This window comes from Paraburkholderia ginsengiterrae (genome assembly GCF_001645125.1).
GTDB lineage: Bacteria > Pseudomonadota > Gammaproteobacteria > Burkholderiales > Burkholderiaceae > Paraburkholderia > Paraburkholderia ginsengiterrae.
On sequence record NZ_LXKA01000340.1, the window covers coordinates 1 to 24795 of the forward strand.

General features: G+C 65.2%; 22 protein-coding genes. 15 read left to right on the plus strand and 7 right to left on the minus strand.

Annotated elements, in window-relative coordinates; genetic code table 11:
- Positions 1 to 8: 8 nt before the first annotated feature.
- The 5 genes from A6V37_RS28265 to A6V37_RS28285 all read left to right on the plus strand — a co-directional run bounded on the left by A6V37_RS28265 (position 9) and on the right by A6V37_RS28285 (position 5153).
- Positions 9 to 605 carry a HutD family protein gene (locus A6V37_RS28265; protein WP_064286546.1) on the plus strand — a complete coding sequence of 199 codons (597 nt, stop codon included), beginning with the start codon at positions 9 to 11 and terminating at the stop codon, positions 603 to 605.
- 87 nt (positions 606 to 692) lie between these two features.
- Positions 693 to 1916, plus strand: coding sequence for an imidazolonepropionase (hutI, locus tag A6V37_RS28270; RefSeq protein WP_064269618.1), 1224 nt, complete (start codon positions 693 to 695; stop codon positions 1914 to 1916).
- Positions 1917 to 1974: 58 nt separating this feature from the next.
- On the plus strand, positions 1975 to 3369 hold the full coding sequence (locus A6V37_RS28275; protein WP_064286547.1) for a formimidoylglutamate deiminase: 1395 nt from the start codon (positions 1975 to 1977) through the stop codon (positions 3367 to 3369).
- Positions 3370 to 3436: 67 nt separating this feature from the next.
- Entirely contained in the window at positions 3437 to 4249 is an 813-nt protein-coding gene (gene hutG / locus A6V37_RS28280; RefSeq protein WP_064269619.1) for an N-formylglutamate deformylase, read from the plus strand.
- A 238-nt stretch (positions 4250 to 4487) separates the two neighbouring features.
- Positions 4488 to 5153, plus strand: a complete 666-nt coding sequence (locus A6V37_RS28285) for a hypothetical protein (RefSeq protein WP_064269620.1) — start codon at positions 4488 to 4490, stop codon at positions 5151 to 5153.
- A 37-nt stretch (positions 5154 to 5190) separates the two neighbouring features.
- Here the strand turns inward: A6V37_RS28285 and A6V37_RS28290 are convergent, their stop codons facing one another.
- The gene (locus A6V37_RS28290) at positions 5191 to 5751 is read right to left on the minus strand and encodes a hypothetical protein (RefSeq protein WP_064269621.1); all 561 of its coding nucleotides are present in this window, start codon (positions 5749 to 5751) and stop codon (positions 5191 to 5193) included.
- Between the two features lie 108 nt (positions 5752 to 5859).
- Here A6V37_RS28290 and A6V37_RS28295 point away from each other — a divergent pair, with 108 nt between their 5' ends.
- On the plus strand, positions 5860 to 6759 hold the full coding sequence (locus A6V37_RS28295) for a helix-turn-helix transcriptional regulator (protein WP_064286534.1): 900 nt from the start codon (positions 5860 to 5862) through the stop codon (positions 6757 to 6759).
- The gene (locus A6V37_RS28300; RefSeq protein ID WP_064269946.1) at positions 6756 to 8663 is read left to right on the plus strand and encodes a DUF3857 domain-containing transglutaminase family protein; all 1908 of its coding nucleotides are present in this window, start codon (positions 6756 to 6758) and stop codon (positions 8661 to 8663) included. The genes A6V37_RS28295 and A6V37_RS28300 overlap by 4 nt, the downstream gene beginning before the upstream one ends.
- 78 nt (positions 8664 to 8741) lie before the next feature.
- On the opposite strand, the gene A6V37_RS28305 is transcribed toward A6V37_RS28300, so the two are convergent.
- Complete coding sequence (locus A6V37_RS28305; RefSeq protein WP_064269623.1) at positions 8742 to 9893, minus strand: branched-chain amino acid ABC transporter substrate-binding protein; 1152 nt, start codon at positions 9891 to 9893, stop codon at positions 8742 to 8744.
- A 456-nt stretch (positions 9894 to 10349) separates the two neighbouring features.
- Positions 10350 to 10811 (minus strand): hypothetical protein, encoded by a 462-nt coding sequence (locus A6V37_RS28310; RefSeq protein WP_064269624.1) that lies wholly within the window; start codon positions 10809 to 10811, stop codon positions 10350 to 10352.
- 253 nt (positions 10812 to 11064) lie between these two features.
- Between A6V37_RS28310 and A6V37_RS28315 the strand changes: the two genes are divergently transcribed.
- Positions 11065 to 11328 (plus strand): DUF4148 domain-containing protein, encoded by a 264-nt coding sequence (locus A6V37_RS28315; RefSeq protein ID WP_075643572.1) that lies wholly within the window; start codon positions 11065 to 11067, stop codon positions 11326 to 11328.
- A gap of 99 nt (positions 11329 to 11427) precedes the next feature.
- Here the strand turns inward: A6V37_RS28315 and pdxY are convergent, their stop codons facing one another.
- The 3 genes from pdxY to glgC form a co-directional block, all read right to left on the minus strand.
- Positions 11428 to 12294 (minus strand): pyridoxal kinase PdxY, encoded by an 867-nt coding sequence (pdxY, locus tag A6V37_RS28320; RefSeq protein ID WP_064269626.1) that lies wholly within the window; start codon positions 12292 to 12294, stop codon positions 11428 to 11430.
- Positions 12295 to 12599: 305 nt separating this feature from the next.
- Positions 12600 to 14060, minus strand: coding sequence for a glycogen synthase GlgA (gene glgA / locus A6V37_RS28325; RefSeq protein ID WP_064269627.1), 1461 nt, complete (start codon positions 14058 to 14060; stop codon positions 12600 to 12602).
- Positions 14061 to 14140: 80 nt separating this feature from the next.
- Positions 14141 to 15403: a glucose-1-phosphate adenylyltransferase gene (gene glgC, locus A6V37_RS28330; protein WP_064269628.1), complete on the minus strand. Its 1263-nt coding sequence runs from the start codon at positions 15401 to 15403 to the stop codon at positions 14141 to 14143.
- Between the two features lie 515 nt (positions 15404 to 15918).
- Between glgC and A6V37_RS28335 the strand changes: the two genes are divergently transcribed.
- Positions 15919 to 16941 carry an alpha/beta fold hydrolase gene (locus tag A6V37_RS28335; RefSeq protein ID WP_423213136.1) on the plus strand — a complete coding sequence of 341 codons (1023 nt, stop codon included), beginning with the start codon at positions 15919 to 15921 and terminating at the stop codon, positions 16939 to 16941.
- A 114-nt stretch (positions 16942 to 17055) separates the two neighbouring features.
- Here A6V37_RS28335 and A6V37_RS28340 read toward each other — a convergent pair whose 3' ends face one another.
- Positions 17056 to 18051, minus strand: coding sequence for an LLM class flavin-dependent oxidoreductase (locus A6V37_RS28340; RefSeq protein WP_064269629.1), 996 nt, complete (start codon positions 18049 to 18051; stop codon positions 17056 to 17058).
- 320 nt (positions 18052 to 18371) lie between these two features.
- Here A6V37_RS28340 and A6V37_RS28345 point away from each other — a divergent pair, with 320 nt between their 5' ends.
- From A6V37_RS28345 to A6V37_RS28370, 6 genes are all read left to right on the plus strand, one after another.
- Positions 18372 to 19973 carry a rhodanese-related sulfurtransferase gene (locus A6V37_RS28345; RefSeq protein WP_064286535.1) on the plus strand — a complete coding sequence of 534 codons (1602 nt, stop codon included), beginning with the start codon at positions 18372 to 18374 and terminating at the stop codon, positions 19971 to 19973.
- Between the two features lie 653 nt (positions 19974 to 20626).
- The gene (locus A6V37_RS28350) at positions 20627 to 21178 is read left to right on the plus strand and encodes a hypothetical protein (protein WP_064269631.1); all 552 of its coding nucleotides are present in this window, start codon (positions 20627 to 20629) and stop codon (positions 21176 to 21178) included.
- A 21-nt stretch (positions 21179 to 21199) separates the two neighbouring features.
- Positions 21200 to 22165: a patatin-like phospholipase family protein gene (locus A6V37_RS28355; protein WP_064286536.1), complete on the plus strand. Its 966-nt coding sequence runs from the start codon at positions 21200 to 21202 to the stop codon at positions 22163 to 22165.
- Between the two features lie 352 nt (positions 22166 to 22517).
- Positions 22518 to 23207 (plus strand): ABC transporter permease, encoded by a 690-nt coding sequence (locus A6V37_RS28360; protein ID WP_064286537.1) that lies wholly within the window; start codon positions 22518 to 22520, stop codon positions 23205 to 23207.
- Positions 23208 to 23211: 4 nt separating this feature from the next.
- Positions 23212 to 23925 (plus strand): ABC transporter permease, encoded by a 714-nt coding sequence (locus tag A6V37_RS28365; RefSeq protein WP_064269634.1) that lies wholly within the window; start codon positions 23212 to 23214, stop codon positions 23923 to 23925.
- Between the two features lie 76 nt (positions 23926 to 24001).
- The gene (locus A6V37_RS28370) at positions 24002 to 24793 is read left to right on the plus strand and encodes an ABC transporter ATP-binding protein (protein WP_064269947.1); all 792 of its coding nucleotides are present in this window, start codon (positions 24002 to 24004) and stop codon (positions 24791 to 24793) included.
- Positions 24794 to 24795 lie beyond the last annotated feature (2 nt).

Consider the following 24795-nt stretch of genomic DNA (forward strand, 5'->3'; position numbering starts at 1 on the left):
CCCATACGCTGATTCGCGGCGCCGACCTCGTGGCGGCGCCGTGGAAGAACGGCGGCGGCGTGACGCGCGAAGTGGCGGCGTTTCCCGAAGGGGCCGGGCTCGACGCCTTCGTGTGGCGTGTGAGCATCGCCGACGTCGCGCAGGCGGGGCCGTTCTCGCGTTTCGCGGGCATCGACCGTACGTTGGTGTTGCTGTCCGGTGCGGGCATGCTGCTCGACGAAACACTCGACGAAACGGTTGCGGACGGCGCGCAGGGTGTAAAGACCCACGCGTTGACGCAACCGCTCGACATGGCGCGTTTCACCGGCGAGGCGCCGATCGACGCGCGCCTTGTGAACGGCGCGACGCGCGACTTCAACCTGATGGTGCGGCGTGGCGCGGCCACCGGCGAGGTGGCGGCGTGGCGCGTTGATACGCAATGCACCTTGTCCGCGGACGTAGTGCTGTTGTATTGCGCGCAGGGTTCGGTCGCGGTCGCACTCGGCGACGTTTCAACACAGCCGCTCGAAACCGGCGACACATTGCGCATCGACACGCCAGACGCGCTGTCTTGCACGGTGAAGGGCACCGGCGCCGTGCTCGCAATCACCATCCGCTACACCTGACGATGACGACGGTTAGCGTGCGCGTCCGTCCTTCGCGACGCGTCCGCTAACCACCACAGACAAGCAACGAGCTGCAAAGAGCACGCGATGAAGCAAACCGTCTGGCATCACCTGAAACTATGCCCTCAGGGCGATCCCCAACATACGCTGCCCGATGCCGCGATTGCCGTTGAAAACGGCACGATCGTGTGGCTCGGCGCGGCTGCCGCATTACCGGCTGAATACGCCGCGTGGCCGCGCGAAGATTTGCACGGCGCGTGGGTGACGCCGGGTCTCGTCGATTGCCATACGCATCTGGTGTATGGCGGTCAGCGCGCCGATGAATTCGCGCAGCGCCTCGCGGGCGTCAGCTATGAAGAAATCGCCCGGCAGGGCGGGGGCATCGTCTCCACGGTGCGCGCCACGCGCGCCGCGGACGAAGCCTCGCTGTTCGCGCAGTCGGCCGCGCGGCTCGAGCCGTTGCTCGCCGAAGGCGTGACGACGGTCGAAATCAAATCGGGCTACGGCCTCGATCTCGCCAGCGAACGCAAGATGCTGCGTGTGGCGCGGCAGTTGGGCGAGCGCTATCCGGTGACCGTCTATACGACGTTTCTCGGCGCGCACGCATTGCCGCCTGAATTCGCCGGCCGCGCCGATGCGTATATCGACGAAGTCTGCAACACGATGCTGCCCGCGCTCGCGGGCGAAGGCCTCGTCGACGCGGTCGACGTGTTCTGCGAACGCATCGGTTTTTCGCTGCAGCAAAGCGAGCGTGTTTTCGAGGCCGCCGAACGCCACGGGCTGCCAGTGAAAATGCACGCCGAGCAGCTCTCGAACGGTGGCGGCACGGCGCTCGCGGCGCGCCATCACGCGCTGTCCGCCGATCACCTCGAATTTCTCGACGAGGCCGGCGTCGCCGCGATGAAGGAAGCCGGCACGGTGGCGGTGTTGCTGCCGGGCGCGTACTACTTCATCCGCGAGACGCAGTTGCCGCCGCTGGAATTGCTGCGGCGCTATCAGGTGCCGATCGCGATTTCCACCGACAGCAATCCCGGCACATCGCCCACCACCTCGCTGCTGCTGATGATGAACATGGCGACCACGCTGTTCCGCATGACCGTGCCCGAAGTGCTGCAAGGCGTGACCACGCATGCGGCGCGCGCGCTCGGCAAAGCGGCGCTGCATGGCTCGCTGGAAGCCGGCCGCGCCGCGGATTTCGCGGTGTGGTCGGTCGATTCGCTGGCCGAGCTGGCTTACTGGATTGGACGTCCGTTGTGCGCGCGGGTCGTGCGCGCGGGCGAGACCGTTTATACACGGCGTGATTTGAGCTAGGGCCAGAGAGATGACGCAAACCCAGACGCAAACGCAGACGCAACTGAATACGCCACCCATGATGCAATCGAATCGATCGCTGTTCGCCGAGCACGCGTACCTGCCGGACGGCTGGCGCCGCAATGTGCTGCTGGAGTGGGACGCCAACGGCACACTGACTGCTGTCACACCCGACACGTCCACGCCGCCCGACGGCGTGCGCAAAGCCGCCGGTCCGGTATTGCCTGGCATGCCGAACCTTCACTCGCATGCGTTCCAGCGCGCGATGGCCGGCCTGACCGAATATCGCGCCTCGGGCGCGGGCGCAACGGATAACTTCTGGAGCTGGCGCGACCTGATGTATCGGTTCGCCGCACGCACCACGCCGGAAGGCCTGGCGAGCGTGGCGCACTGGCTGTACATCGAAATGCTGAAGGCGGGCTATACGTCGGTGTGCGAGTTCCACTACGTGCATCACATGCCTGACGGCAGCCGTTATGCGAATCAGGCGGAACTCGCGCAACGGGTGGTGGACGCGGCCTCGGCAAGCGGCATCGGCATGACCATGTTGCCGGTGCTGTATCAATACAGCGGCTTCGGCTCGCGCGCGCCGCGTGACGACCAGCGGCGCTTCATCAACACGCCGGAAAGCCTGCTCGATCTGCTCGGCACGCTGCGCGCGGCGCGCCCTGAAAACGACGCACTGCGCTACGGCGTGGCGCCGCATTCGCTGCGCGCAGTGTCGGCGGAGTCGTTGCATGCCGTGCTTGGCGGCCTCGATGCCACGGCGCCGGTGCATATCCATATTGCCGAACAGACGGCCGAAGTCGATGCGTGCCTCGAAACCGAAGGTGCGCGCCCGGTCCAATGGCTGCTGGATCGCTTCGACGTCGACAGCCGCTGGTGCCTCGTACATGCCACGCATGTCGACGCGAACGAAACGCTGGCGCTCGCGAAAAGCGGTGCGGTGGCCGGCTTGTGCCTGACCACCGAGGCCAATCTCGGCGACGGCATTTTCCCGGCGCAGGAATATCTCGATGCGCAAGGGCGCATCGGCGTCGGCTCGGATAGCCATATCGGCGTCGACTGGCGCGCGGAACTGCGTCTGCTCGAATACGGCCAGCGTCTCACGCGCCGGCAACGCAACGTGCTGGCCTCGCAGCAGGCCACGCGCGTCGCCGACCGTCTGTTCGACGCCGCGCTCGAAGGCGGCGCGCACGCCACGGGCCGCGCAGTCGGTGCCTTGCAGGCCGGCCGCCGCGCCGACTGGCTCGTGCTCGACCCGGATCATTCGAGCATCGCCGAGCATGCGCAGGACGCCTGGCTCTCCGGCGTTGTATTCTGCGAGCATGGCGAGACGCCGATTCGCGACGTCTACGCGGGTGGCGAGAAGGTCGTCGACAATCGCCGGCATCGCGACGAAGAGGGCGCATACGCGCGCTATCGCACGGCGCTCGCGGACCTGCTCAAATGAGGTGCGCGCTTGCGCCCTCAGCTGACTTGCCGAAACGCTACTTCGAATTCATCGAATCCGGACTGACATGACTGCTTCGAACACACCGCCGATTGTCTCCCTGCATCGAGGGAGTCTGCCGCTGCTTATTTCGATCCCGCATCTGGGCACGCAAATCCCGGCCGACATCGCCGCGACCATGACGCCCGTGGCGCTGCGCACGGACGATTGCGACTGGCATCTGGACCGTCTCTACGCGTTCGCGAAACGCATGGGCGCGTCGATTGTCGCGCCCACTTATGCGCGTTATGTGATCGATCTGAACCGTCCGCCCGATGGCGCGAACCTTTATCCGGGGCAGGACACCACCGGTCTGCTGCCGGTCGATACATTCGACAAGGAGCCGCTGTATCTCGACGGCCATCTGCCGACCGAGGCCGAAATCGCGCGCCGTCGCGACGCTTACTGGAAGCCGTATCACGAGGCGCTGGCGGGCGAACTCGCGGCGCTGAAAGCGCAACACGGCAAGGCGCTGCTATGGGAAGCGCACTCGATCCGCTCGCACGTGCCGCGTTTCTTCGAAGGACGGCTGCCCGATTTCAACTTCGGCACGTCGAACGGCGCCAGCGCGGTGGCGGGATTGGCCGAGGAACTGGCGGCTGTGGTCGGTCGGCACGGCGGCTATTCGGCGGTCGCCAACGGGCGCTTCAAGGGCGGCTACATCACGCGCGAATATGGGCAGCCGTCGCAAGGCGTGCATGCCGTGCAACTCGAACTGTCGCAGATTACGTATATGGAAGAGCAGATGCCGTATGCGTATGACGAATCGCTGGCCGCGAAGGTCGAGCCGTTGCTCGAAGCGCTGGTCGCGACAGCATTGGAGCGTGTCAAGGCCGCGTGAGACGCGCGTCGACGGCCGCCCATCTCCAACCCTCATCTCATCTTCTCCACGCGGTTCACGGGGCTGCGCAGCGCGCGCAGGCCCGTGTCCGCGCCGGCTCGCACCGCCAAGGTGTAACAGCATGTGTCCGCGATTGCATGCTGCCGTTTTCTCGCAGAACGTATAGGGCGCGTACAGCGCATTGCGTGACATCCGACCCCGGTTTCTCCTGCCGGGCAACAAGATGAAAGACCCTGCGATGGAAGATTCCGACGAATTGCTGCTCCCGGTCTGGCGAGCAAACCTGGTGCTGTTGACCCAAGAGGTCGGTGCGGCGACGCGTCTCGCGCGCATGATGACCTTCTCGGCGAGCTATCTGAAACTGATGTTGTCGGGGCAGCGTGAATTCAGCGAGGAGTTCGTGCGTGGCATCGAGGCGGTCACGGGCTTGCCGAACGGCTGGATGGACGTGCCGCACACCGGCGAGGACATACCGCCCAATGCGCGTGAGGCGATCGACAACGAACAGCCGCTCGCGCGATTTCGCGGCACCGCGCATCCGGTGCGAAAGAAGACGGTGCTGCGGCCGCCCGAGCCGATTTTCGGCCAGCCGGGACCGGCCAAACGGCTCGAGGAGGAAACCCTCGATGCCGAAGCGCACCGGCGTCAGGCGCACTTTCGCAAGGTTCGCGATCTGGCGGTCCAGGACGTGCGGCGCTTCGAGCGGCACCTGAGCCATGCGCCGGTCGAGCTGGCGGCGATGCGGGCCAAGGTGGAGGACGTGATCGCCGCCGCCGAGCTCGACGACCGGATCCAGGCCGACCTCGAGGGCCGCCTGGAGCAGATCGAAAAGCATCGCCATGTGCTGCTCAGGCATGTGGAGCGGCTGCAGGCTTTGCTGGGGCAACTCGGCGAAACCGAGTGACCGCGGGAGTGACAGCGCGAGCCCGGGAACCTGGCGCTTACATCGCCTGACACGACGCCTTGCGGCGGGCGTGAAACTCGGCCTCGAGTGTCCACGTCACGCCGTCCTGCGCGAGCGCTACGCCGCTCCAGTGGAACGAATCCCGCGTGATGTCCGTGAAATTCCAGCGGATCGGCGTGCCGTCGGCATGGGTGCCGATCTGCACGAGCTGCTCGCCGATGCGCCGGCCCACCAGCTCGTCACGCTGGCCGGTCCGCGGATTGACGTAAGTGACCCGCCACGCCCGTAGCGCCGGGTCCCAGACTCGCAGGGTCGTGCCGTACATCGCGTCGCCGGGCTCCGGCGCGCCGTGGTGCCCGGCGGGCGGCGGCATGATCCAGACATCCTGGATGGCGCGGCCTTCCAGCACCCAGCCGAAATGAATCTCGCCACGGCGGCGCGCGTTGCGCTGATCGACGCGGTAGTGCAAGACGTCCATCTCCCAGCTGCCGACCAGCCAGCCGTAGACATCGTCGGCGGCGTCGATGTCGGCGGCACGCGCCGGCGCGCTCAAAGCGGTGAGAAAGCCGTCGTGGAGAGTGTGTTCCAGTGCGTTCATCCTGTGGGCTCCTTCGGTTTCGAGTCGGATCGACATCGGCGTTGCCGGCCAAACCGCGCCGGCCGCCAATGTGCTAAAACCACAATACGGACTCTGCCGAGGTGCATCTTGGGGAAAATTGCCGTCACTCTGAAGCAGGCGCTCGCTCAACGCGAACAGGAGGGCGTGCCTGGCGGCACGTCGGCGCGTCCATTGGCCTCGGGCGCGGGCTGGGACGTCGCGGATGTGCTCTGCACCTTCGGCCCGCGTGACCGGCCGTTCGAGGAGCGGCACGACGGCGTTCGCATCGCGATGGTGGTGGCGGGGTCATTCGGCTATCGCGCGGCGCCGGGCCGCGAACTGCTCACGCCCGGTACGCTGCTGCTCGGCAACAACGGCGACTGCTTCGAATGCGGACACCGGCATGGCGCCGGCGACCGCTGCGTTGCGTTCCGCTATGCGCCCGCGTACTTCGAAAAACTGGCCGTGGATGCGGGCCTCGCGAGCGGCAGCTTCGACTTCAAACGCACGCGCGTACCGTCGCTGCGTGCGTTCTCGCCGCTGATCGCGCCGGCCTGCGCCGGCGCGAGCGGTTCAGATTCCACCGTGTGGGACGAGCTGGCGGTCGAGCTGGCCGCCGCGACGCTGCGGGCCGCCGGTGCGCCGCTGCGCGCCGAAGCGCCCGCCAGTGCCGCCGCCTGGTCGCGCGTCGCGCAAACGGTCGGTTTGATCGACGACACGCCCGGCGCGCCGCATACGCTCGCGAGCCTCGCTGCCGCAGCGGGTTTGAGCGAGTTCTACTTCTTGCGCACGTTCCAGCGCGTAACCGGCGTGACGCCGCATCAGTACCTGCTGCGCTCGCGTTTGCGTGCGGCGGCACAGCGCCTTCAGGACGGCGGCGCGAAGGTCGTCGATATCGCGCTCGATTGCGGCTTCAACGACCTGTCGAATTTCAATCACGCGTTTCGCGCGGAGTTCGCCGCGAGCCCGCGTGCCTGGCGCGCATGGGGCAGGGCGCGTCGCGCATGACGCGGGGCGGCGCGTTCGCACTGAGGCTCGCCGTCGGGGTGCTGCTGGGCGCGTGCGCGGCGGCCGCATGGGCTGACGACGACACGCCGGCCGCATCCGATGAGGATCGCGCGCCTTTCACCATCGAGCGCGATGTCCATCTCTTCACGATCCAGAAAGACGGCTCCGTGGAGGAGCACGACGACACGGTCGTGCGGGCCAACACGACGAGCGGCGTCGATGCGATCGCGCAGCGCTATGTATGGTTCAACAAGGACATCGAGCAGGTGCAGTTGCTGGCTGCTGAAACCATCGACCCGGACGGCGTCGCGCATCCGGTCGGGCCGGAGGCGATCCGCGACGTGCAGGAGCCGCGCTCGGCCGGCGCGCCGAATTTCAACGACGGCGTATTGCGCACGGTGATCTTTCCTGGCGTGGAGCCCGGCTCCCGTGTGCATCTGGCGTTTCGCAAGACCCGCACGAAGCCCTTGCAGGCCGGCACCTTCGCGTATCTGGTCGAACCGGCGCGCGATCCCGTCGAACTGCAACGCCTGATCTTCGATCTGCCCGCCGACGTGCCGCTGCATGCCGACGCGCGCGGCTATGTCGCGCTGCCGCCGGTCACGGCCAACGGCCGCACCCGCTACGAGTTCGCCTACCGGCACGGACCGTATGCGCCGCTCGAAGCGGGCGCGGTCGGCTACGCGAACTGGGGCGACCGCCTGATGGTGTCGACGGTGCCGGACTTCGCGAGTTTCGCCGCGCGCTATAGCGAGGCGGCAGCCGATCCGACGACGGACGATCCCGCGATCGTCCAGCTCGCGCAAACGCTGACGGCCGGCACCACCGATCCGCGCGAAAAAGCGCAACGGCTGTATGACTGGATGCGCTTCAATATTCGCTACGTGGCCCTGTTTCTGGGGGAGACGGCGGCGATCCCGCATAGGGCGATCGACATCCTGCACAACCGCTATGGCGACTGCAAGGATCACGTCGCGCTGTTCGGCGCGCTGCTGGCCGCGGCGGGCATCCGCAGCGAAGCGGTGCTGCTCGATCTCGGCCCGTACTACAGCTTGCCGGAGGTGCCCGGTTACGGCGTCAGCGCGATCAACCACGCAATGATCTGGATTCCTGAGTTGTCGCTGTACGCGGATACCACGGCGGGCGGCACCGGCTTTGGTTATCTGCCGCTGGGCGTGATGGACCGGCCGGCGCTGCTGGTCGGCGAAGGCGTGCTCGCGCGCACGCCGGCCACGCAGTTGCGCGAACGCGGCGCGCGTCTGCAGATCGACATCGATGAAAACGGGACCGCGAGCTACGCCTACCGTGCCGAAGACACCGGCTTTACCGCCGAGCTCGAACGCAATACGTTCCGTCGGTCGACGCGGCAAGTCACGCAGCAGATCGCCGCGAACCGCCTTCTGCTGACCGGCCTGCACGGCACCGCGCAATTGCGCACAGCGGATCTGAATGCGACGGAGGGACCGTTTGCCACGTCGATGCAAGGCAAGGTGGAGCACTTCGTCTGGACCGAGGGGACCACGGCCGTGCCGGCGCTGACGAGCTTGTCCGGCGGCATGGCCTCGCAGGTGCAGGGGTGGCTCGCGGAGCCGGCCAGAACGCAGCCGTGGGCGTGCATCGGCGGAACGTTCGACGAGACGCTGGAAATGACGCTGCCGCGCTTTGCCCGCGTGACCGATATGCCGGCCGATACGTCGGTGCAGGACCGTTATCTGACGTTCTCATCCCGCTACGTGTTCGATCCGGCAGCGCGCGTGCTGCAGGTCAGGCGGCAGTTGCGCGCCGCCTTCGGGCATCAGATGTGTTCCGCGGCTGAATTCGCCGACATGAAGGATGACCTCGTGCGGATCGAAAGGGATCTCGATGCCGAACTGGTGGTCAAGGCGGCGAACGTGAAACCGTAAGGGTGAGTGCCCCGGTGCGGGCATAACGTCATGCGTCACACGTTATGCGCCCGCGCCGGGTGAGACCGTACTTGGGTGTTAGCTCCCGCTCTTCGTCACGACAGGCACCCACGCCCCATTCTTGACCTGATAAAGCGTCGATGCGCCGCTCTTCAGCGCGCCGGTGTTGTCGAAGGAAATCTTCCCGGTCACGCCTTCGAAATCGATCGACTTGAGCACGGGCCGATACGTGGCCGGGGTGCTGGATTCAGCCTTCTGCATCGCCTTGATCACGGCCCACGCCCCGTCATACCCGAACGGCGCGTAAGACAGGATGTCCACGCCGAAGCGCTTCTTGAACTTCGCGGAGAAGTCCTTGCCGCCCGGCAGCTGAGCCAGCGGACGGCCGTATTCCCAGGCCATCGCGCCTTCGGATGAATCGCCCGCGAGCTTGATGAAGTCCTGGTCCATCACGCCGCCGCCGCCCACCAGCTGGGCGTTCAGGCCCAGTTGCTTCATCCGCTTGGCGAAGCCGGCCGCCTGCGTGTCCAGGCCGCCGAAGAACACCAGATCGGCGTTGGTCGATTTGATCTTGGTGATCTGCGTGCTGAAATCGACCGCCTTGTTGTCGGTGTACTCGCGGGTCACGATGTTGCCGCCGTGCGCTTTCACCGCCTTCTCGAACTCGTCGGCCTCGCCCTGGCCGAACGCGGTCCGGTCGTCGATGATCGCAATGCGTTTGGCCTTGGTCACTTCCACCGCGTAGATGCCCGCGTTGCCGGCGTTCTGCGCGTCGGTGGAGATCACCATGAAGGTGTTCGCGAAGCCGCGGCCGGTGATGATCGGATTGGTCGCGGCCGGGTCGATCACCGGAATGCCGGCCTGCTCATACACCTGCGAGGCCGGAATCGTGGTGCCCGAATTGAAGTGGCCCACCACGGCCGACACGCCCGAGTCGACCAGCTTTTGCGCGGCCTGCACGCCGATGCGCGGGTCGGCCTGGTCGTCTTCGGACACGAGCTGGAATTGCGCCACCTTGTCGCCGATCTTGATCTTCTGCGCGTTGGCTTCCTCGATCGCAAGCCGGACGCCGTTCTCCAGGTCCTTGCCATAGCCGGCGTTGGCGCCCGTCATCGGCGCGGCAAAACCGATCTTCACCGGTTGGTCGTCGGCGAAACTGGCCGCCGGAGCGACGGCAAACATGGCGCTAACAATGAGGGCAAGCGGTTTCAGCGTGTTGCGAAGACTCATGGTCTCTCTCTCCTTCTTCGACAGTTCAGGGTGTGAATGCGGCAAAGCAGTAACGCTGGATCGGTGCGGGACCATGAACTTCGCATGGCGCGCATCCGAAGACTACGGACGATCGGTCACCATAAACAATGCGGGAAAACGCCCGAAGACAGTCCCCGAGACTTGAGGGACGCACAGCCGGGTTCACACGCCGGTGGATCTGGCGCGAATATAGAAAGCCAATTTGCCGCCGTCTTGGCAGTTCAAGGCACTTTGAATGAGCATTTCGGCATAACCCGCGCAGCGCGTGGTCTGGCGGCGTGTCGATGGCGGTGCACGGATGCGGATTGCCGCACATGCTTAAGAAACTGGCGCGAGCGCGCCGGCCGTGAGGCTGGGGTGCGGCGGCGCTGCGGCGGGCGAGCACCCGCGCGCAGGCGACGCCGCGAAACCTGTGTTGCGGCTAGCGGCAGGCGCTCAACGTTCGCCCTGCTGGCGCAGCAACTCTTCGCGCAGGCGCAGGAGCGGCGCCTTGGTGTCCTCGTCGGCCCAGGTGTCGAGGTCGTCGATCGCGCGCTGGCAGCCGTCGAGCACGAGGTCGAGATCGACCGGCACGCCGTTGTTCAGCGCGAACTCGATGGTCTCGGCGAACTGCTGGCATTCGTCCTCGCCATACGAGATGTCGAGGTTGTCGGCGATCACTTCGGCGATGTTGCTGCGCGCGCGGTCGTCCGGCGTGACCATTTCGATGATGCCGCGCGCCACGGCCAGCGAGTAGTACAGCGCAATATCGAGCCACTGCGCGGGATCGAAGTCGGCCTGATCGAACTGGTTCTCGAAGAACTCGATCGCTTCCTGTTCGTGCGCTTCGTCGGCATCGACGCTGATGCACAACTCCTCAAAATATTCTTCCCGCTCACTGCGGATATAACCGTCCATCGATGCCTCGTCTGCTGAATGCCGGATGCCTGAAAAATGCCCTGTGGACGGGCGTAACCCCGTCCACGCGGCACGCATTATAGGACGGCCGGCTGACAGGCGCGGCGCTGTTGCGCGAATCGCGTGACTCGTTTCGTATCGGGAAGATTCATTGCAACGCGCACAACACTGCCTTGTTGACGCGGGGGATTATCTGAGGCGCCTTGCTCGTTAGACTGCAAGTGACCGTTCTGGTCGAGTCAAACGGAGAATCATGATGAAGGCAGTTTGGGTACCGCTGTGCGCGGGTGTGCTGGCCGCGCTGACCGTAATGTCCGCGCAAGCGGCGGAATTGACGCGGGCGCAAGTGCGCGCCGAATTCAACGACTATAAGGCAGTCGGCTACGACTTCAGCGAGGATGGCTACCCGCAGTCGGCGGTGGATGCCGGGCAGAAGGTTGCAGCGTTGCGTGCGCAGCGCGCGGCCGATGCGGCGAAAGTGGCCACCCAGCCGGTGGCGGGACAGGCAAGCCAGTAACGCATACGGATGCGACGAGGCAGGCTATGGAGCAGGGCCCTAGGCAGGCCATGGAGCGGGCGATGAAGCAGGCTTCGAGGCAGGTTAGAACCAGAGTCCTTACGCCGAATCCGCGACCCACGCGTCGAACCATTCACGCGGCTGCGCGATTTCGCTCTGTGCGGCCACCAGTTCGAGTTCATAGCGTCCGGCCTGCCAGGTCGTCTTGACCACCCCGTTCACGGCGGCGAGCGTGTGCTCGAAGGCCGCGCGAATCGAATCGCCCAGCAGCGTGCGCGCGACGAACACCGCGCTCGTCAGGTCGCCCACGCCCACCGGCTGTCGCGCGAACGGATAGAGCGGGCGCTGTCCCATCCATGCCTCGCGTTCGGTGACGACCAGCATGTTGAAGCGGTCGGCGGGGCTGTTGCGATCGAGCAGATGCTTGACCAGCACGAGCTTCGGTCCGCGCGCGATGAGTTCGCGGCACGCCTCCACGGCTTCTTCCAGCGTGTCGATTTCGCGGCCCACGAGGCGCTGCAATTCCGTATGGTTCGGCGCCATGGCGTCGGCCGCCTCGGGCATGGTGCGCACGAGAAATTCCTGAATGCCCGGCTCGACCTTGCAGCCGCTCGCCGCTCCCATGACCGGGTCGCAGAAATACCATGCGCGCGGATTGGCGGCCTTCACCGCCTTGACGATTTCCAACACCGCCGCGGCCTGCTCGGGTGTGCCCAGATAGCCGGAGAGCACGGCATCGCAGCGCGGCAGCATGCCGATCGCGCCGATGCCGTCGACCAGATCTTCGAGTTGCGCGGCGTCGACCGCGCTGCCGGTCCAATGGCCGTATTGGGTGTGGTTCGAGAACTGCACCGTGTTGAGCGGCCAGACGTTGACGCCGAGCCGGCGCATCGGAAACTCGGCCGCGCTGTTGCCGGCGTGTCCGAAAACGACATGTGACTGAATGCTCAGAACGCTTTTCGTCATGGTATGGCCCGCGCAAACGGTGATGCGCGATCGGTGAGAACGGGAAAGGGTGCGCCTCGGCAGCGATCCGGCAGGCGCCGGCCGCCTCGAACGGCAGGACTGCTTCAGATGGTGCAAGAAAACAGCACGCTATGCATCGTCAGGAAACAATACATGAGTTTCTCGCGCGCGAGTTGATCCGGCCCCGTGTTGTTGCGTCGATGTTGCATCGAACCATCAAACACAGGGTCGCTGAAAGCAGACTGGAAGCCGCCGCGCACAGGAGCGGTGCGCGGCGCACCGGTAATGCGAGGAGCCGTGCGGATTCAGGCGAGTTCGCGATATAGCGCCAGATAGCGTTCGGCCGACGCCCCCCAGCCGAAATCCTGCTGCATCGCCCGGCGCTGCGCCGCTTTCCATTCGGTGTGACGCCCGTAGAGAGCGAAGGCGCGGCGGATCGCGGCGCCAAGACCTTGCGGCTCGAAGCGGTCGAACACGAAGCCGGTGGCGAGGTCGTCGGCGAGATTTTCGAGCGATGCGTCCACCACGGTATCCGCGAGGCCGCCCACGCAATGCACGAGCGGCAGCGATCCGTAAGCGAGCGCATACAGCTGCGTCAGACCGCAGGGTTCGAAGCGCGACGGCACCGCGATCACGTCGCTGCCCGCGACGATCATGTGCGCGAGCGTTTCGTCGAAGCCGAGTTCCACCGCCACGGAGTCCGGATGCGCCTGCGCGACGCGCGTCAAACCGTTCTCCAATGCCGGGTCGCCGGTGCCGAACACGATCAGTTGTCCGCCGCGTTTGACAATCTCGGGCACCATCTCGAGCAGCAGATCGAGGCCTTTCTGCTCGGTCAGGCGGCTGACCACGCCGAACAGCAGCGCATCGCTTTTTTGCGCGAGGCCGAAGCGTTTTTGCAGCGCTTCCTTGCACGCCGATTTGCCGCCGAGTTTGGCGGCGCTGTAGTGGTTCGCGATCAGCGCGTCGCTGGCGGGATTCCAGACTGTGTAGTCGACCCCGTTCAGAATCCCGCTCAGATCGTGCGAGCGATGGCGCAGCAGTCCGTCGAGGCCGCCGCCCTGGGCGAGCGTCTGGATTTCGCGTGCATAGGTCGGGCTGACAGTCGTGATGCGGTCGCTGTAGTAAAGGCCGGCCTTGAGAAACGACAACTGCCCGTAGAACTCGATGCCGCGCATGCTGAAAAAATCGTCCGGCAGCGCGAGCTGACCGAACTGATGCGCCGGAAACACCCCTTGATACGCGAGGTTGTGCACCGTGAAGACGCTGCGCGCCAAGGGGCGGCCGTGCTGCCGCTCAGCCGCTTTCAGATAGGCGGGCGCGAGGCCCGCATGCCAGTCGTGCGCGTGGATGATCTGCGGCGCCCACGCCGGGTCGAGGTGCTGCGCCAGTTGCGCGGCGACCCAGCCGAGCAGCGCGAAGCGCTGCGCGTTGTCGCCATACGGCACGTGCTCTTCGTTCAGATACGGGTTGCCGGGCCGGTCGTACAGCGTGCCGGCGCGGATCATGTAGACGATCAGCCCGTTCGACGGCAACGTGCCCTGTTCGAGCGTCACGCCCGGCGCGTCGAAACGGCGCCCGAGTTGCGCGACCGGGCGCACGTCGGTCAAACCGGCGGCCACGGCCGGGAAGCCTGGCAGCAGCACGCGTACGTCGGCGCCGCGCTCGATCAGCGCGGGCGGCAACGCACCCGCGACGTCGGCAAGACCGCCTGTTTTGAGGAGGGGATACAGCTCGCTTGCGACGTGCAGGGCGCGAATCGTCATAGGCTGGCTTCTCTGTCCTGTGAGTACGGGTAGTGCGGTTGGGGCCTCGCCGGCTCGCGTGCCCGCGCGCCTGCGTGCGTTTATGCCTTGTTCCGCAACGCTTCCGGCGTGACCAGCACGACGCCGTCTTCGGTGCGGTAGAAGCGCTCGGCGTCGCGCACCGGATCTTCGCCGATCACCGTGCCGTCCGGAATCGCGCAACCGCGGTCTATCACCACTTTCTGCAGCCGGCAGCTTGCGCCGACGGTGACCTGCGGCAACAAGACTGCCTCATTGATGTTACAGAACGAACTCACTTTCACATTCGACGAGAGCACCGAGCGCGAAATCTGCGAACCGGAAATCACGCAGCCGCCGCAGACGATCAGATTATTGCCCGTGCCTTGCAAACCTTTCAGGTCGCGCACGAACTTGGCGGGCGGCAACTGTTCCTGATACGTCCAGATCGGCCAGCTCTGGTCGTACAGATCGAGTGTCGGAATCGTCGAGGCGAGGTCGAGATTGGCGGCCCAGTAGGCGTCGATCGTGCCGACATCGCGCCAGTACGGCTCCACCTTCGGGTCCGACGACACGCACGACATGCTGAACGGATGCGCGATCGCCATACCCTGGGTGACGACGCGCGGCAGAATGTCCTTGCCGAAGTCGTGATCCGTGTCGACGGTGGAGATGTTCTCTTCCAGCAGCTTGTAGAGATAATCCGCGTTGAACACGTAGATACCCATGCTGGCGAGCGCCGTATCGGGGCGACCGGGTATGGCGGGCGGGTCCGCCGGTTTTTCGACGAAGCCGGTGACGCGGCGGTTCGCATCCACGGCCATCACGCCGAACGCCACGGCGTCCATGCGCGGCACCTCGATACAGCCGACCGTGCAATCCGCGCCGCTGTCCGCGTGATCGGCGATCATGCGCGTGTAGTCCATCTTGTAGATGTGGTCGCCCGCCAGCACGACCACATACTTTGGCCGGATCGAGCGGATGATGTCGAGGTTCTGGAACACCGCGTCGGCGGTGCCGCGATACCAGTGCGCGCCTTCCACGCGCTGTTGCGCGGGCCACAGGTCGATGAATTCGCCGAATTCGCCGCGCAGGAAGCTCCAGCCGCGCTGCAGATGGCGCAATAGCGAATGCGCCTTGTACTGCGTGACGACCGCGATGCGGCGAATGCCGGAGTTCAGACAGTTGGACAGCGCGAAGTCGATGATCCGGTACTTGCCGCCGAAGTGGACCGCGGGCTTGACGCGTTTGTTGGTGAGCGGCCCGAGCCGCGTGCCTCGTCCGCCCGCAAGGACGATGGCAAGCGTGGTGCGTTGCAGGTCGTTCAGCCGTGCCGGAGTTTCCATGTCTGTCTCCTTTATCCCATGCTAATTGGTGTGCTCTGGATGGTTGGGCTGCTTGTTCTCCGGTGATGATTCGTGCTGCCAGGCGGCGCCGTCTTCGTACGATCTTCGCGTGGCCGTCTGCTAGTTCTAGCACCGAATTGCCGCGCGCGAGAAGTCTGTGAAATGTGCGAACGCAGCGAGAACTGCCGTCTTGCGCACAATCGACCCTGGCGAGGCAGCGCTCCGTGCGCCACGACACATAGGGCGTGAGGTGAAATGCGCAATATGCATGCCACCCCGGCGCGCGTGGGGCATACGCCGGGGTGCGCGATTCGCAGCACAGCCGCGCGGCACGCCGTAGAATCGTCCGCTCCCGGCCCGAGGGGCGGGCACCGGTATGCCGGTGCGCTCGCCTTGCCGGCTGCCCGTGCCGACACTTTGCAAACAATATCGATGAGTTTTCGCAGCTATTCCCTGCGCGCTGGATTGAGCGTTGCGCGCTTGCCGCGGCGTTTGCGTCCGCCGCTTTGACCTCTTTGAGCGCGTCAGCCGCCGCGACGGCTGACGCTGTCGCCACGAGCGAGGCCAGTCCGCCCGCTGCCGGCGATGCCGGCCCAGCTTACGGCCCGGAGTTGCAAGGCTTCGACTACCCGGCGCCGGTCAAGCAATACGACTTCGCTTCGCAGGGCGTGGCGCTGCACATGGCGTATATGGATGTCGAACCGGCCCACCCGAACGGCCGCACGGCGGTATTGCTGCATGGCAAGAATTTTTGTGCGGCGACCTGGGGCGAAACGATTCATCGGCTGAGCGATGCCGGTTATCGCGTGATTGCGCCGGACCAGATTGGCTTCTGCAAATCGAGCAAGCCGGAGCACTATCAGTACAGCTTTCAGCAACTCGCCCGCAACACGCATGCGTTGCTGCAATCGCTTGGTGTGAATGACGCCACCATGATCGGCCATTCGACCGGCGGCATGTTGGCGATCCGCTACGCGCTGATGTATCCGCGCGAGACGCAGCAACTGGTGCTGGTGAACCCGATTGGCCTCGAGGACTGGAAGGCGAAGGGCGTGCCCTCGCTTTCCGTGGACCAATGGTACGAGCGTGAACTGAAGACGACCGCCGGCAGCATCCGCAATTATGAACAGGCGAACTATTACGTGGGACAGTGGCGCGCGGACTATGAACCGTGGGTACAGATGCTGGGGGGGATGTACCGCGGTCCGGGCAAGCAGATCGTCGCGTGGAATTCCGCGCTGCTGGACGACATGATTTACACGCAACCGGTGGTGTACGAACTGGGGCAGCTGAGCATCCCGACGCTCTTGCTGATCGGCCAGAAGGACACCACGGCGATCGGCAAGGACGCCGCTTCTCCCGAGGTGCGCGCGAAGGTCGGGCATTATCCGGAACTCGGCAAGACCGCCGCCAAAGCGATTCCGCATGCGACGCTGGTCGAATTCGCAGATGCGGGGCACGCGCCGCAGATGCAGGACCCGCAGGCATTCCATCGGGCGCTGCTCGAGGGGATGGCGGCGGTGCAGGGGAGCCGCTAAGCGGACAGGTGACCGGACTGCGGATCGATACACAAAGGGCGGCCATGAGCCGCCCTTTTTTCGTCTGAACTTCGGCGTGCGTCGGCGCGCTTGTTTGTCGGCTTATTCGTCCGCTTACTTGCCGGCCATCAACTCCTCGCGCACCTGCGCCCCAATCTCGAACGAGCGCAGCCGCGCCTTGTGATCGTAGATTTGCGCGGTCAACATCAATTCATCCGCACCCGTCTGATCAATGATCGACTTCAGACCTTCGCGAACCGCATCGCGATCGCCGAGCACGGTACAGGCGAGCGAATGCGCCACGCCATTCATTTCCATCTCCGACGCCTCGATCCGTTCGACCGGCGGCTGCAACTGCCCCGGCGTGCCGCGCCGCAAATTGACGAATTGCTGCTGCAACGATGTAAAAAGTCGCTGCGCTTCTTCATGGGTCTCGGCGGCGAACAGATTCACACCGACCATCGCATACGGTTTGTCGAGCGTGGCCGACGGGCGGAACTGCTCGCGATAGACCTTCAGCGCGGTCAGCATGTAATCGGGCGCGAAATGCGAAGCGAACGCGAACGGCAACCCGAGCGCCGCCGCAAGCTGCGCGCTGAAAAGCGATGAGCCGAGCAGCCATAACGGCACGTTCAGCCCCGCGCCCGGCACCGCGCGAATGCGCTGGCCCGGCACGGGATCGGCGAAATAGCGCTGCAACTCGACGACGTCGTCGGGGAAAGACTCCGCGCTATTTTGCAGATCGCGGCGCAAGGCGCGCGCGGTGCTCTGATCGGTGCCGGGCGCGCGTCCCAGGCCCAGGTCGATCCGGCCGGGATAGAGCGACGCAAGCGTGCCGAACTGTTCCGCGATGACCAGCGGTGCGTGGTTGGGCAGCATGACGCCGCCCGAGCCGACCCGGATTGTCTGCGTGCCGCCCGCGACATAGCCGATCACCACCGAAGTCGCCGCGCTGGCGATGCCCGTCATGTTGTGGTGCTCCGCCAGCCAGAAGCGGCGGTAGTTCCAGCTTTCCGCATGCTGGGCGAGATCGAGCGTATTCCTGAATGCGTCGGCGGGCGTGGCGCCCGCGATAACCGGCGAGAGGTCGAGGACCGAGAAGGGGATCATTGTCTGTTCGTTTGCTGTTTCCGGCGCTTTCGCGCGACGAGGCATTCTCGCAAAGGTTGTGTTTTTCTGCTGACGGCGCCGGGATGTCCACGTTAGTGGAAGGGGGTTTGACCGGCGTGTCGCGTGGCGCGGAAATTGCACGTGCTTAGCAACGTTTTTAATGTCTGTACGTCGATCGGCAATCGCGTGTACGTTAGGAACATCGGTGCCGCATGGCGCTCTGTCTATCCGGATAGCGCCGGCCGCAGGCTCATGATCTCCTGCTGCGCCAACGACGTATTGCCGAATATCCGCCATGTCTCGAAGGAGTTTCCGAACCCATGAGTTCCGTTCAAGCGTTTCCGACCCGATCATTCGACGACGTGCGCGCGACCCTGCTCGCGCACGAGGAAATCGCACTCGTCGATGTGCGCGAGGAAGATCCGCACGCACGTAGCCATCCGCTGTTCGCGGCCAATCTGCCGCTCTCGCGGCTCGAACTCGACGCGCCGGTACGCTTGCCGCGCCTCGCGGTGCCGATTGTCGTCTTCGACGCCGGTGAAGGACTCGCCGAACGCGCCGCGCACCGCTTCGCCGAGCTGGGCTTTGCCAACGTCGCGCTGCTCGAAGGCGGCTTGCAAGGCTGGCGTGAGGCGGGTGGCGAGCTGTTCCAGGACGTCAACGTACCGAGCAAGGCGTTTGGCGAACTGGTGGAGAGCGAGCGCCACACACCGTCGCTGAGCGCGCAGCAGGTGCTCGCGCTGCTCGATCGCGAAGCCGACGTGGTAGTGCTCGACGCACGCCGCTTCGACGAGTATCAGACCATGAACATTCCCGGCAGCATCAGCGTGCCGGGCGCGGAACTGGTGCTCCGCGCCCGCCAGCTGGCGCCGGACCCGGCCACGCGGATCATCGTCAATTGCGCGGGGCGCACGCGCAGCATCATCGGCGCGCAGTCGCTGATCAATGCGGGCGTGCCCAATCCGGTGGCGGTGCTGCGCAACGGCACGATCGGCTGGACGCTCGCCGGCCAGGCGCTCGCGCACGGCAGCTCGCGCCGCTTCGAGCCGCTCGTCGACGACGCGCTGCGTCTGGCCGCCGCAGGCGCCGCGCGCGCCGTCGCGGATCGCGCCAGAGTGGGCCGCACCTCGCGCGACGAAGCCCGCCGCTGGTCGGACGAAGCGGTGCGCACCGTCTATCGCTTCGACGTGCGCACGCCGGAGGAATACGAAGTGGGCCACGTGCCCGGTTTTCGCAGTGCGCCGGGCGGCCAGCTCGTCCAGGAAACCGATGGGTTCGCGCCGGTGCGCGGCGCGCGCGTGATCCTCGCGGACAACGACGGCGTGCGGGCCAACATGAGCGCCTCGTGGCTCGCGCAGATGAATGTCGAGGTGTATGTGGTCGACGGTTTGACGGCGGCGGACTTCAGTGAGAAAGGCGCGGGGGGCGCCGCTCGTTATGCGCCCATCCCGCCCGACGTCGACGCAATCACGCCGGCCGAACTGGTGACGCTGCTGCAATCGTGCGGCACCGCGGTACTGGATTTCTCCGCCAGCGCGAACTATGTGAAACGGCATGTTCCCGGCGCGTGGTTCGTGATACGCAGCGAGCTGGAGAGGGCGTTGCTCCAGCTGCCGGACGCGCAGCGCTACGTCGTGACCAGCGGCCGCAGCGTGCTTGCGCGATTCGCCGCGCCCGAGCTCGCGGCGTTGACCGGCAAACCGGTGCAGGTGTTGAGCGGCGGCACGACGGCGTGGGTCGAGGCGGGTTTGCCGGTGGAAGGTGGCGAGACCCGCATGGCGTCGCCACGCATCGACCGTTATCGCCGTCCGTACGAGGGCACCGACAACCCGCGGGAAGCGATGAACGCGTATCTGGAGTGGGAGTATGGTCTCGTCGCGCAACTCGGGCGCGACGGCACGCACGGTTTCCGCGTGATCTGAGCGGCGCGCCTCAAGCCGTGCGCCGGGCGCGTGCCTCCTCGACTGGCCGCCATGGCCATGACGGCTTTGCATTTTTTCTTTGCATGCCGAACTATTCTGGGGAGCATTGCGTGCAGACGCCTGGCGTTGCCGCTCCGCTTGCCAGTGGCCCGGCAAGCGCGAGACCACCGTTTCGAGCCGCCGCAACGCAGCACGAATCGTCTGCCGATTCGGTGTAAACGCGCTCTCGCCCAAACCCGCCAATCCGTTTAGATTAGCTGCACTTGGAAGACTTATCGAGGGACCAGGGCGGCCACACAAGCGGCGGTTTGTCATCCCGGCGATGGCGCAAGGTGAGCGGCCAAGGTCGCTCATCGCTTCGTCCGGGACCAGACCGCTGCGCGTCGTCCACGGTGCTTCGTTCTCTGCGGCCGGCTGGCCGCTTTCACTTCCCGGTTGACCGTATCGACCGACCTGGCGACGCTTTGCACAGCGTCGCCTTTTTGCTTGTGGCGCCGCTTTTCGCGGACCTTCTCCCTCCCTCAACGTGTGCGACGCGCCACACCGGCGTGCCGGGCTCGCTCGCGGTTTTCCGCGCGCGCGGTTATCCTGTAGCGGACACTTCACAACGGGATGCGGGCCATCACGGGCCGCATCGGTACAGGAAACTTGCTGTGAGCCTCAAACTGCTTACTGTCGCCATGCTGGCCGCGTGCGTCTCGCTGACCGGCTGCGACGACCAACAGAGCGACCGCGCCGTGCAAAAACTCAAGGAACTCTTCAACGCCGTCAAGCCCGACGCGCTGTTACTCAAGGATATGACGCCAGGCATCACGACGGAGGCGCAGATCCGTGACCAGATGGGCAAGCCGGAAACCGAGCGCACCTTCACCGACGGGTCGAAGCGCTTCGAATATCCGCGCGGCCCGCAAGGCCTGAATACCTACATGGTCGACATCGACCGGGACGGCAAATTGCAGGCCATCACGCAGGTGCTGACCGCGGCCAACTTCGCGAAGATCCACATTGGCATGAGCGAGGACGAAGTGCGCCGCCTGCTCGGCAAGCCGGGCCAGGTTGCGGTGTTTCCGCTGAAGCCTGAAACCGTGTGGAGCTGGAAGTGGCGTGAGGGTGGTGTGACCGAAGAGGGTATTTTCAACGTGCACTTCGATCAGTTTCAGAAGGTGTACACGACCTCGCGCTCCGACGTGATTCGTGGGCGATAGGCGAGCAGAAGCGGGGAAAGCATGATACGTCGACGGCGGCACAGCCGTATTGGGCTGGTTTTGGGGGGCGGCGCCGCGCGCGGCTGGGCGCATATCGGTGCGATTCGCGCGCTGCACGACGCGGGCATTAAGCCCGACGTGGTGTGCGGCACGTCGATCGGCGCCCTGGTGGGCGCGGTGTACGCGAACGGCGATCTCGACTGGCTCGAAGAGTGGGTCGCGAAGCTCACGTGGCAGACGGTCGTGCGCCTGCTCGATCTGCGTTTTTCGGGCGGCCTGCTTGGCGGGCGCAAGGTGATCCAGCTATTCGCCGACAAATTCAACGGCCGCTCGATCGCCCAGCTGAACATGCCGTTCGCGGCAGTCGCCACCGAACTCGATACGGGCCGCGAAAGCTGGTTGCAGGACGGCAGCGTGGTCGACGCGGTGCGCGCTTCGATTGCGATTCCCGGCATTTTCACGCCGGTGTTGCACGAGGGGGTGTGGCTGGTGGACGGCGGCTTGAGCAATCCGGTGCCGGTGTCATTGGCGCGCGGCATGCGGGCGGACTGCGTGATCGCCGTCGATCTGAACAACGACATTCTGAACGGCCGCGATTTCGGCGGCGCGGCGGTCGATACGCCCGCCGTCGATCCGGCGGCTATATCCGCGACCACGCCGCCAGTCGCGCTGCGCCGCAACGGCAAGCCTTTTCCGAGCTGGCTCCAGCCCGGCGACGGGCGCGTCTCGGAAGACGTGCGCGTGCCGCCCGCGCCGAGTGCGCGCGTGCCCTCGATGCTGAGTTCGGTCGCGCAGAGCATCGACATCATGCAGGTGCGGATTTCGCGCAGCCGCCTGGCCGGCGAGCCGGCGGATATCCTGATCCAGCCGCGTCTGGGCGGAATGGGTATTTTCGACTTTCATAGCGCGGCGCCGGCCATCGAAGAAGGGCGCGCCGCGGTCGAACATATGCTGCCGGCGATTCGGGCGCGGCTGGGGATGGATTGAGGGCCATGAGAGGGCGGTGAGCGGGAGGTGGAGCGGAGCGGCGCGCGCTTCGGCCGCCGCCCCCGTCCTTCTGCGGGCCACGCCATCTATCGAAAAAGCGACCCGAAACTTGCTAAATCGCGGCGGCGCGTGCCGTGTGCCGCCGGCCTTACAAATTCCCACTCCCCGCCCAACCAAGCCCTGCAAGCCGCGCGCCGTGCCAAAGCGCCTCTTGTTGCAACGCAGCAAAACTCCCGCGCCCCTTTGAGAAATTCATTTTTGCTTGCGAGACTCCGCGCCATGCCGGACGAGTCAGGCGGGCACAAGCCGACACCGTCCGAGACATCCTCAAACAACCTGGATGGAGACACGCGTGTTCCTATACGGCTTTGGTCCGGTGCTGCTCGCCGGCACGATCCAGACGATCGAGCTGTCCGTCCTGTCGCTGGCGGCCGCCGTGCTGCTCGGCCTCGCGCGCGCGGCGGCGAAACTCTCGTTCAACCGCCCGCTGCGGGCCATCGCGACCGGCTATACGACGCTGATCCGCTCGGTGCCCGACCTCGTGCTGATGCTGCTGCTGTTCTACAGCATTCAGATTGCGGTCAACAATCTCACCGACGCGCTGAATCTGCCGCAATTCGATATCGATCCGTTCGTGGCCGGCGTGCTGACGCTCGGTTTCATTTACGGCGCGTATTTCACTGAGACCTTCCGCGGCGCGTTTCTCGCCGTGCCGCGCGGCCAGCTCGAAGCGGGCAGCGCATACGGCATGAGCGGCGCGCGCGTGTTCACGCGCATCCTGTTTCCGCAGATGATGCGCTTCGCGCTGCCGGGCATCGGCAACAACTGGCAGGTGCTGGTCAAGGCGACCGCGCTGGTGTCGATCATCGGTCTCGCGGATGTGGTCAAAGCCGCGCAGGACGCCGGCAAGAGCACCTTCAACATGTTCTTCTTCATTCTGATCGCCGCGCTGATCTATCTGGCGCTTACCACCGTGTCGAACCTCGTACTGATCTGGCTGGAAAAGCGCTACTCGATCGGCGTGCGGCACGCGGAGCTCTAAGACCATGATCGACATTCTGAATCAATTCTGGCGCGCGTTCCTGTACTGGGACGGCCAGCGCATGTCGGGGCTCGCGGTCACGCTGTGGCTGCTGGTGGCGTCGATCGGCATTGGCTTCGTGCTGGCGATTCCGCTGGCGGTGGCGCGCGTGTCGAAGAAGCGCTGGCTGTCCACGCCGGTGCGTTTCTACACTTACGTGTTTCGCGGCACGCCGCTGTACGTGCAACTACTGCTGATCTACACCGGCATGTACAGCCTCGAATTCGTGCGCTCGCACCAGCTGCTGGATGCGTTTTTCCGCAGCGGTTTTCACTGCGCGATTCTTGCCTTCGCGCTGAATACCTGTGCCTACACCACGGAAATTTTCGCGGGGGCGATCCGCTCGACCTCGCACGGTGAAGTGGAAGCGGCGCGCGCCTATGGCATGAGCTGGTTCACGATGTACCGGCGGATTGTGATACCGTCCGCGCTGCGCCGGGCCTTGCCGTTGTACAGTAACGAAGTGATCCTGATGCTGCACGCAACCACGGTCGCGTTTACGGCCACGGTGCCGGACATCCTGAAGGTGGCGCGCGACGCGAACTCGGCCACTTACCAGTCGTTCGACGCGTTCGGCCTCGCGGCGCTGATTTACCTCGTGGTGTCGTTTGCGCTGGTGGCGCTGTTCCGCCGCGCCGAGCGTCACTGGCTCGGTTACCTGGCGGTGCGTACGCATTGAACCGGCCGCGCCGGCCTTGAACGTGCGCGGCGGCGCCGCCACGCAGATTGATCCGTATTTTCAAAGGGAGAGCATCTTGCTCCACACGACTCAAACCGAAGCTTGCAAGCTCGCCGTACAGGACATTCACAAGCGCTACGGCGACAACGAAGTGCTCAAGGGCGTGTCGCTCAACGCGAACAAGGGCGACGTGATCAGCATTATCGGCGCGAGCGGATCGGGCAAGAGCACCTTCCTGCGCTGCATCAATTTTCTCGAGCGGCCCAACGCCGGGCAGATCGTCGTCGACGGCGAAGCGGTGAAGACCAAGACCGACCGCGCCGGCAATCTCGAAGTCGCCGATCACAAGCAGCTGCAGCGCATCCGCACGAAGCTCGCCATGGTGTTCCAGCACTTCAACCTGTGGGCGCACATGAACGTGATCGAGAACGTGGTCGAAGCGCCGATTCATGTGCTCGGCATGTCGCGCCGCGAAGCGGAAGAGCGCGCCCGCGAATATCTCGAGAAGGTCGGCCTCGCGCCGCGTCTGGAAAAGCAGTATCCGTCGCATCTGTCGGGCGGTCAGCAGCAGCGCGTGGCGATTGCCCGCGCGCTGGCGATGAACCCGGACGTGATGCTGTTCGACGAGCCGACCTCCGCGCTCGACCCCGAACTGGTCGGCGAAGTGCTGAAGGTCATGCAGAAGCTTGCCGAAGAAGGCCGCACGATGATCGTCGTGACGCACGAAATGGGTTTCGCACGCAACGTGTCGAACCACGTGATGTTCCTGCATCAAGGCCGCACCGAAGAGGAAGGCTTGCCCGCGGAAGTGCTGACCTCGCCGCGCAGCGAACGGCTCAAGCAGTTCCTTTCCGGCAGCCTGAAGTAACG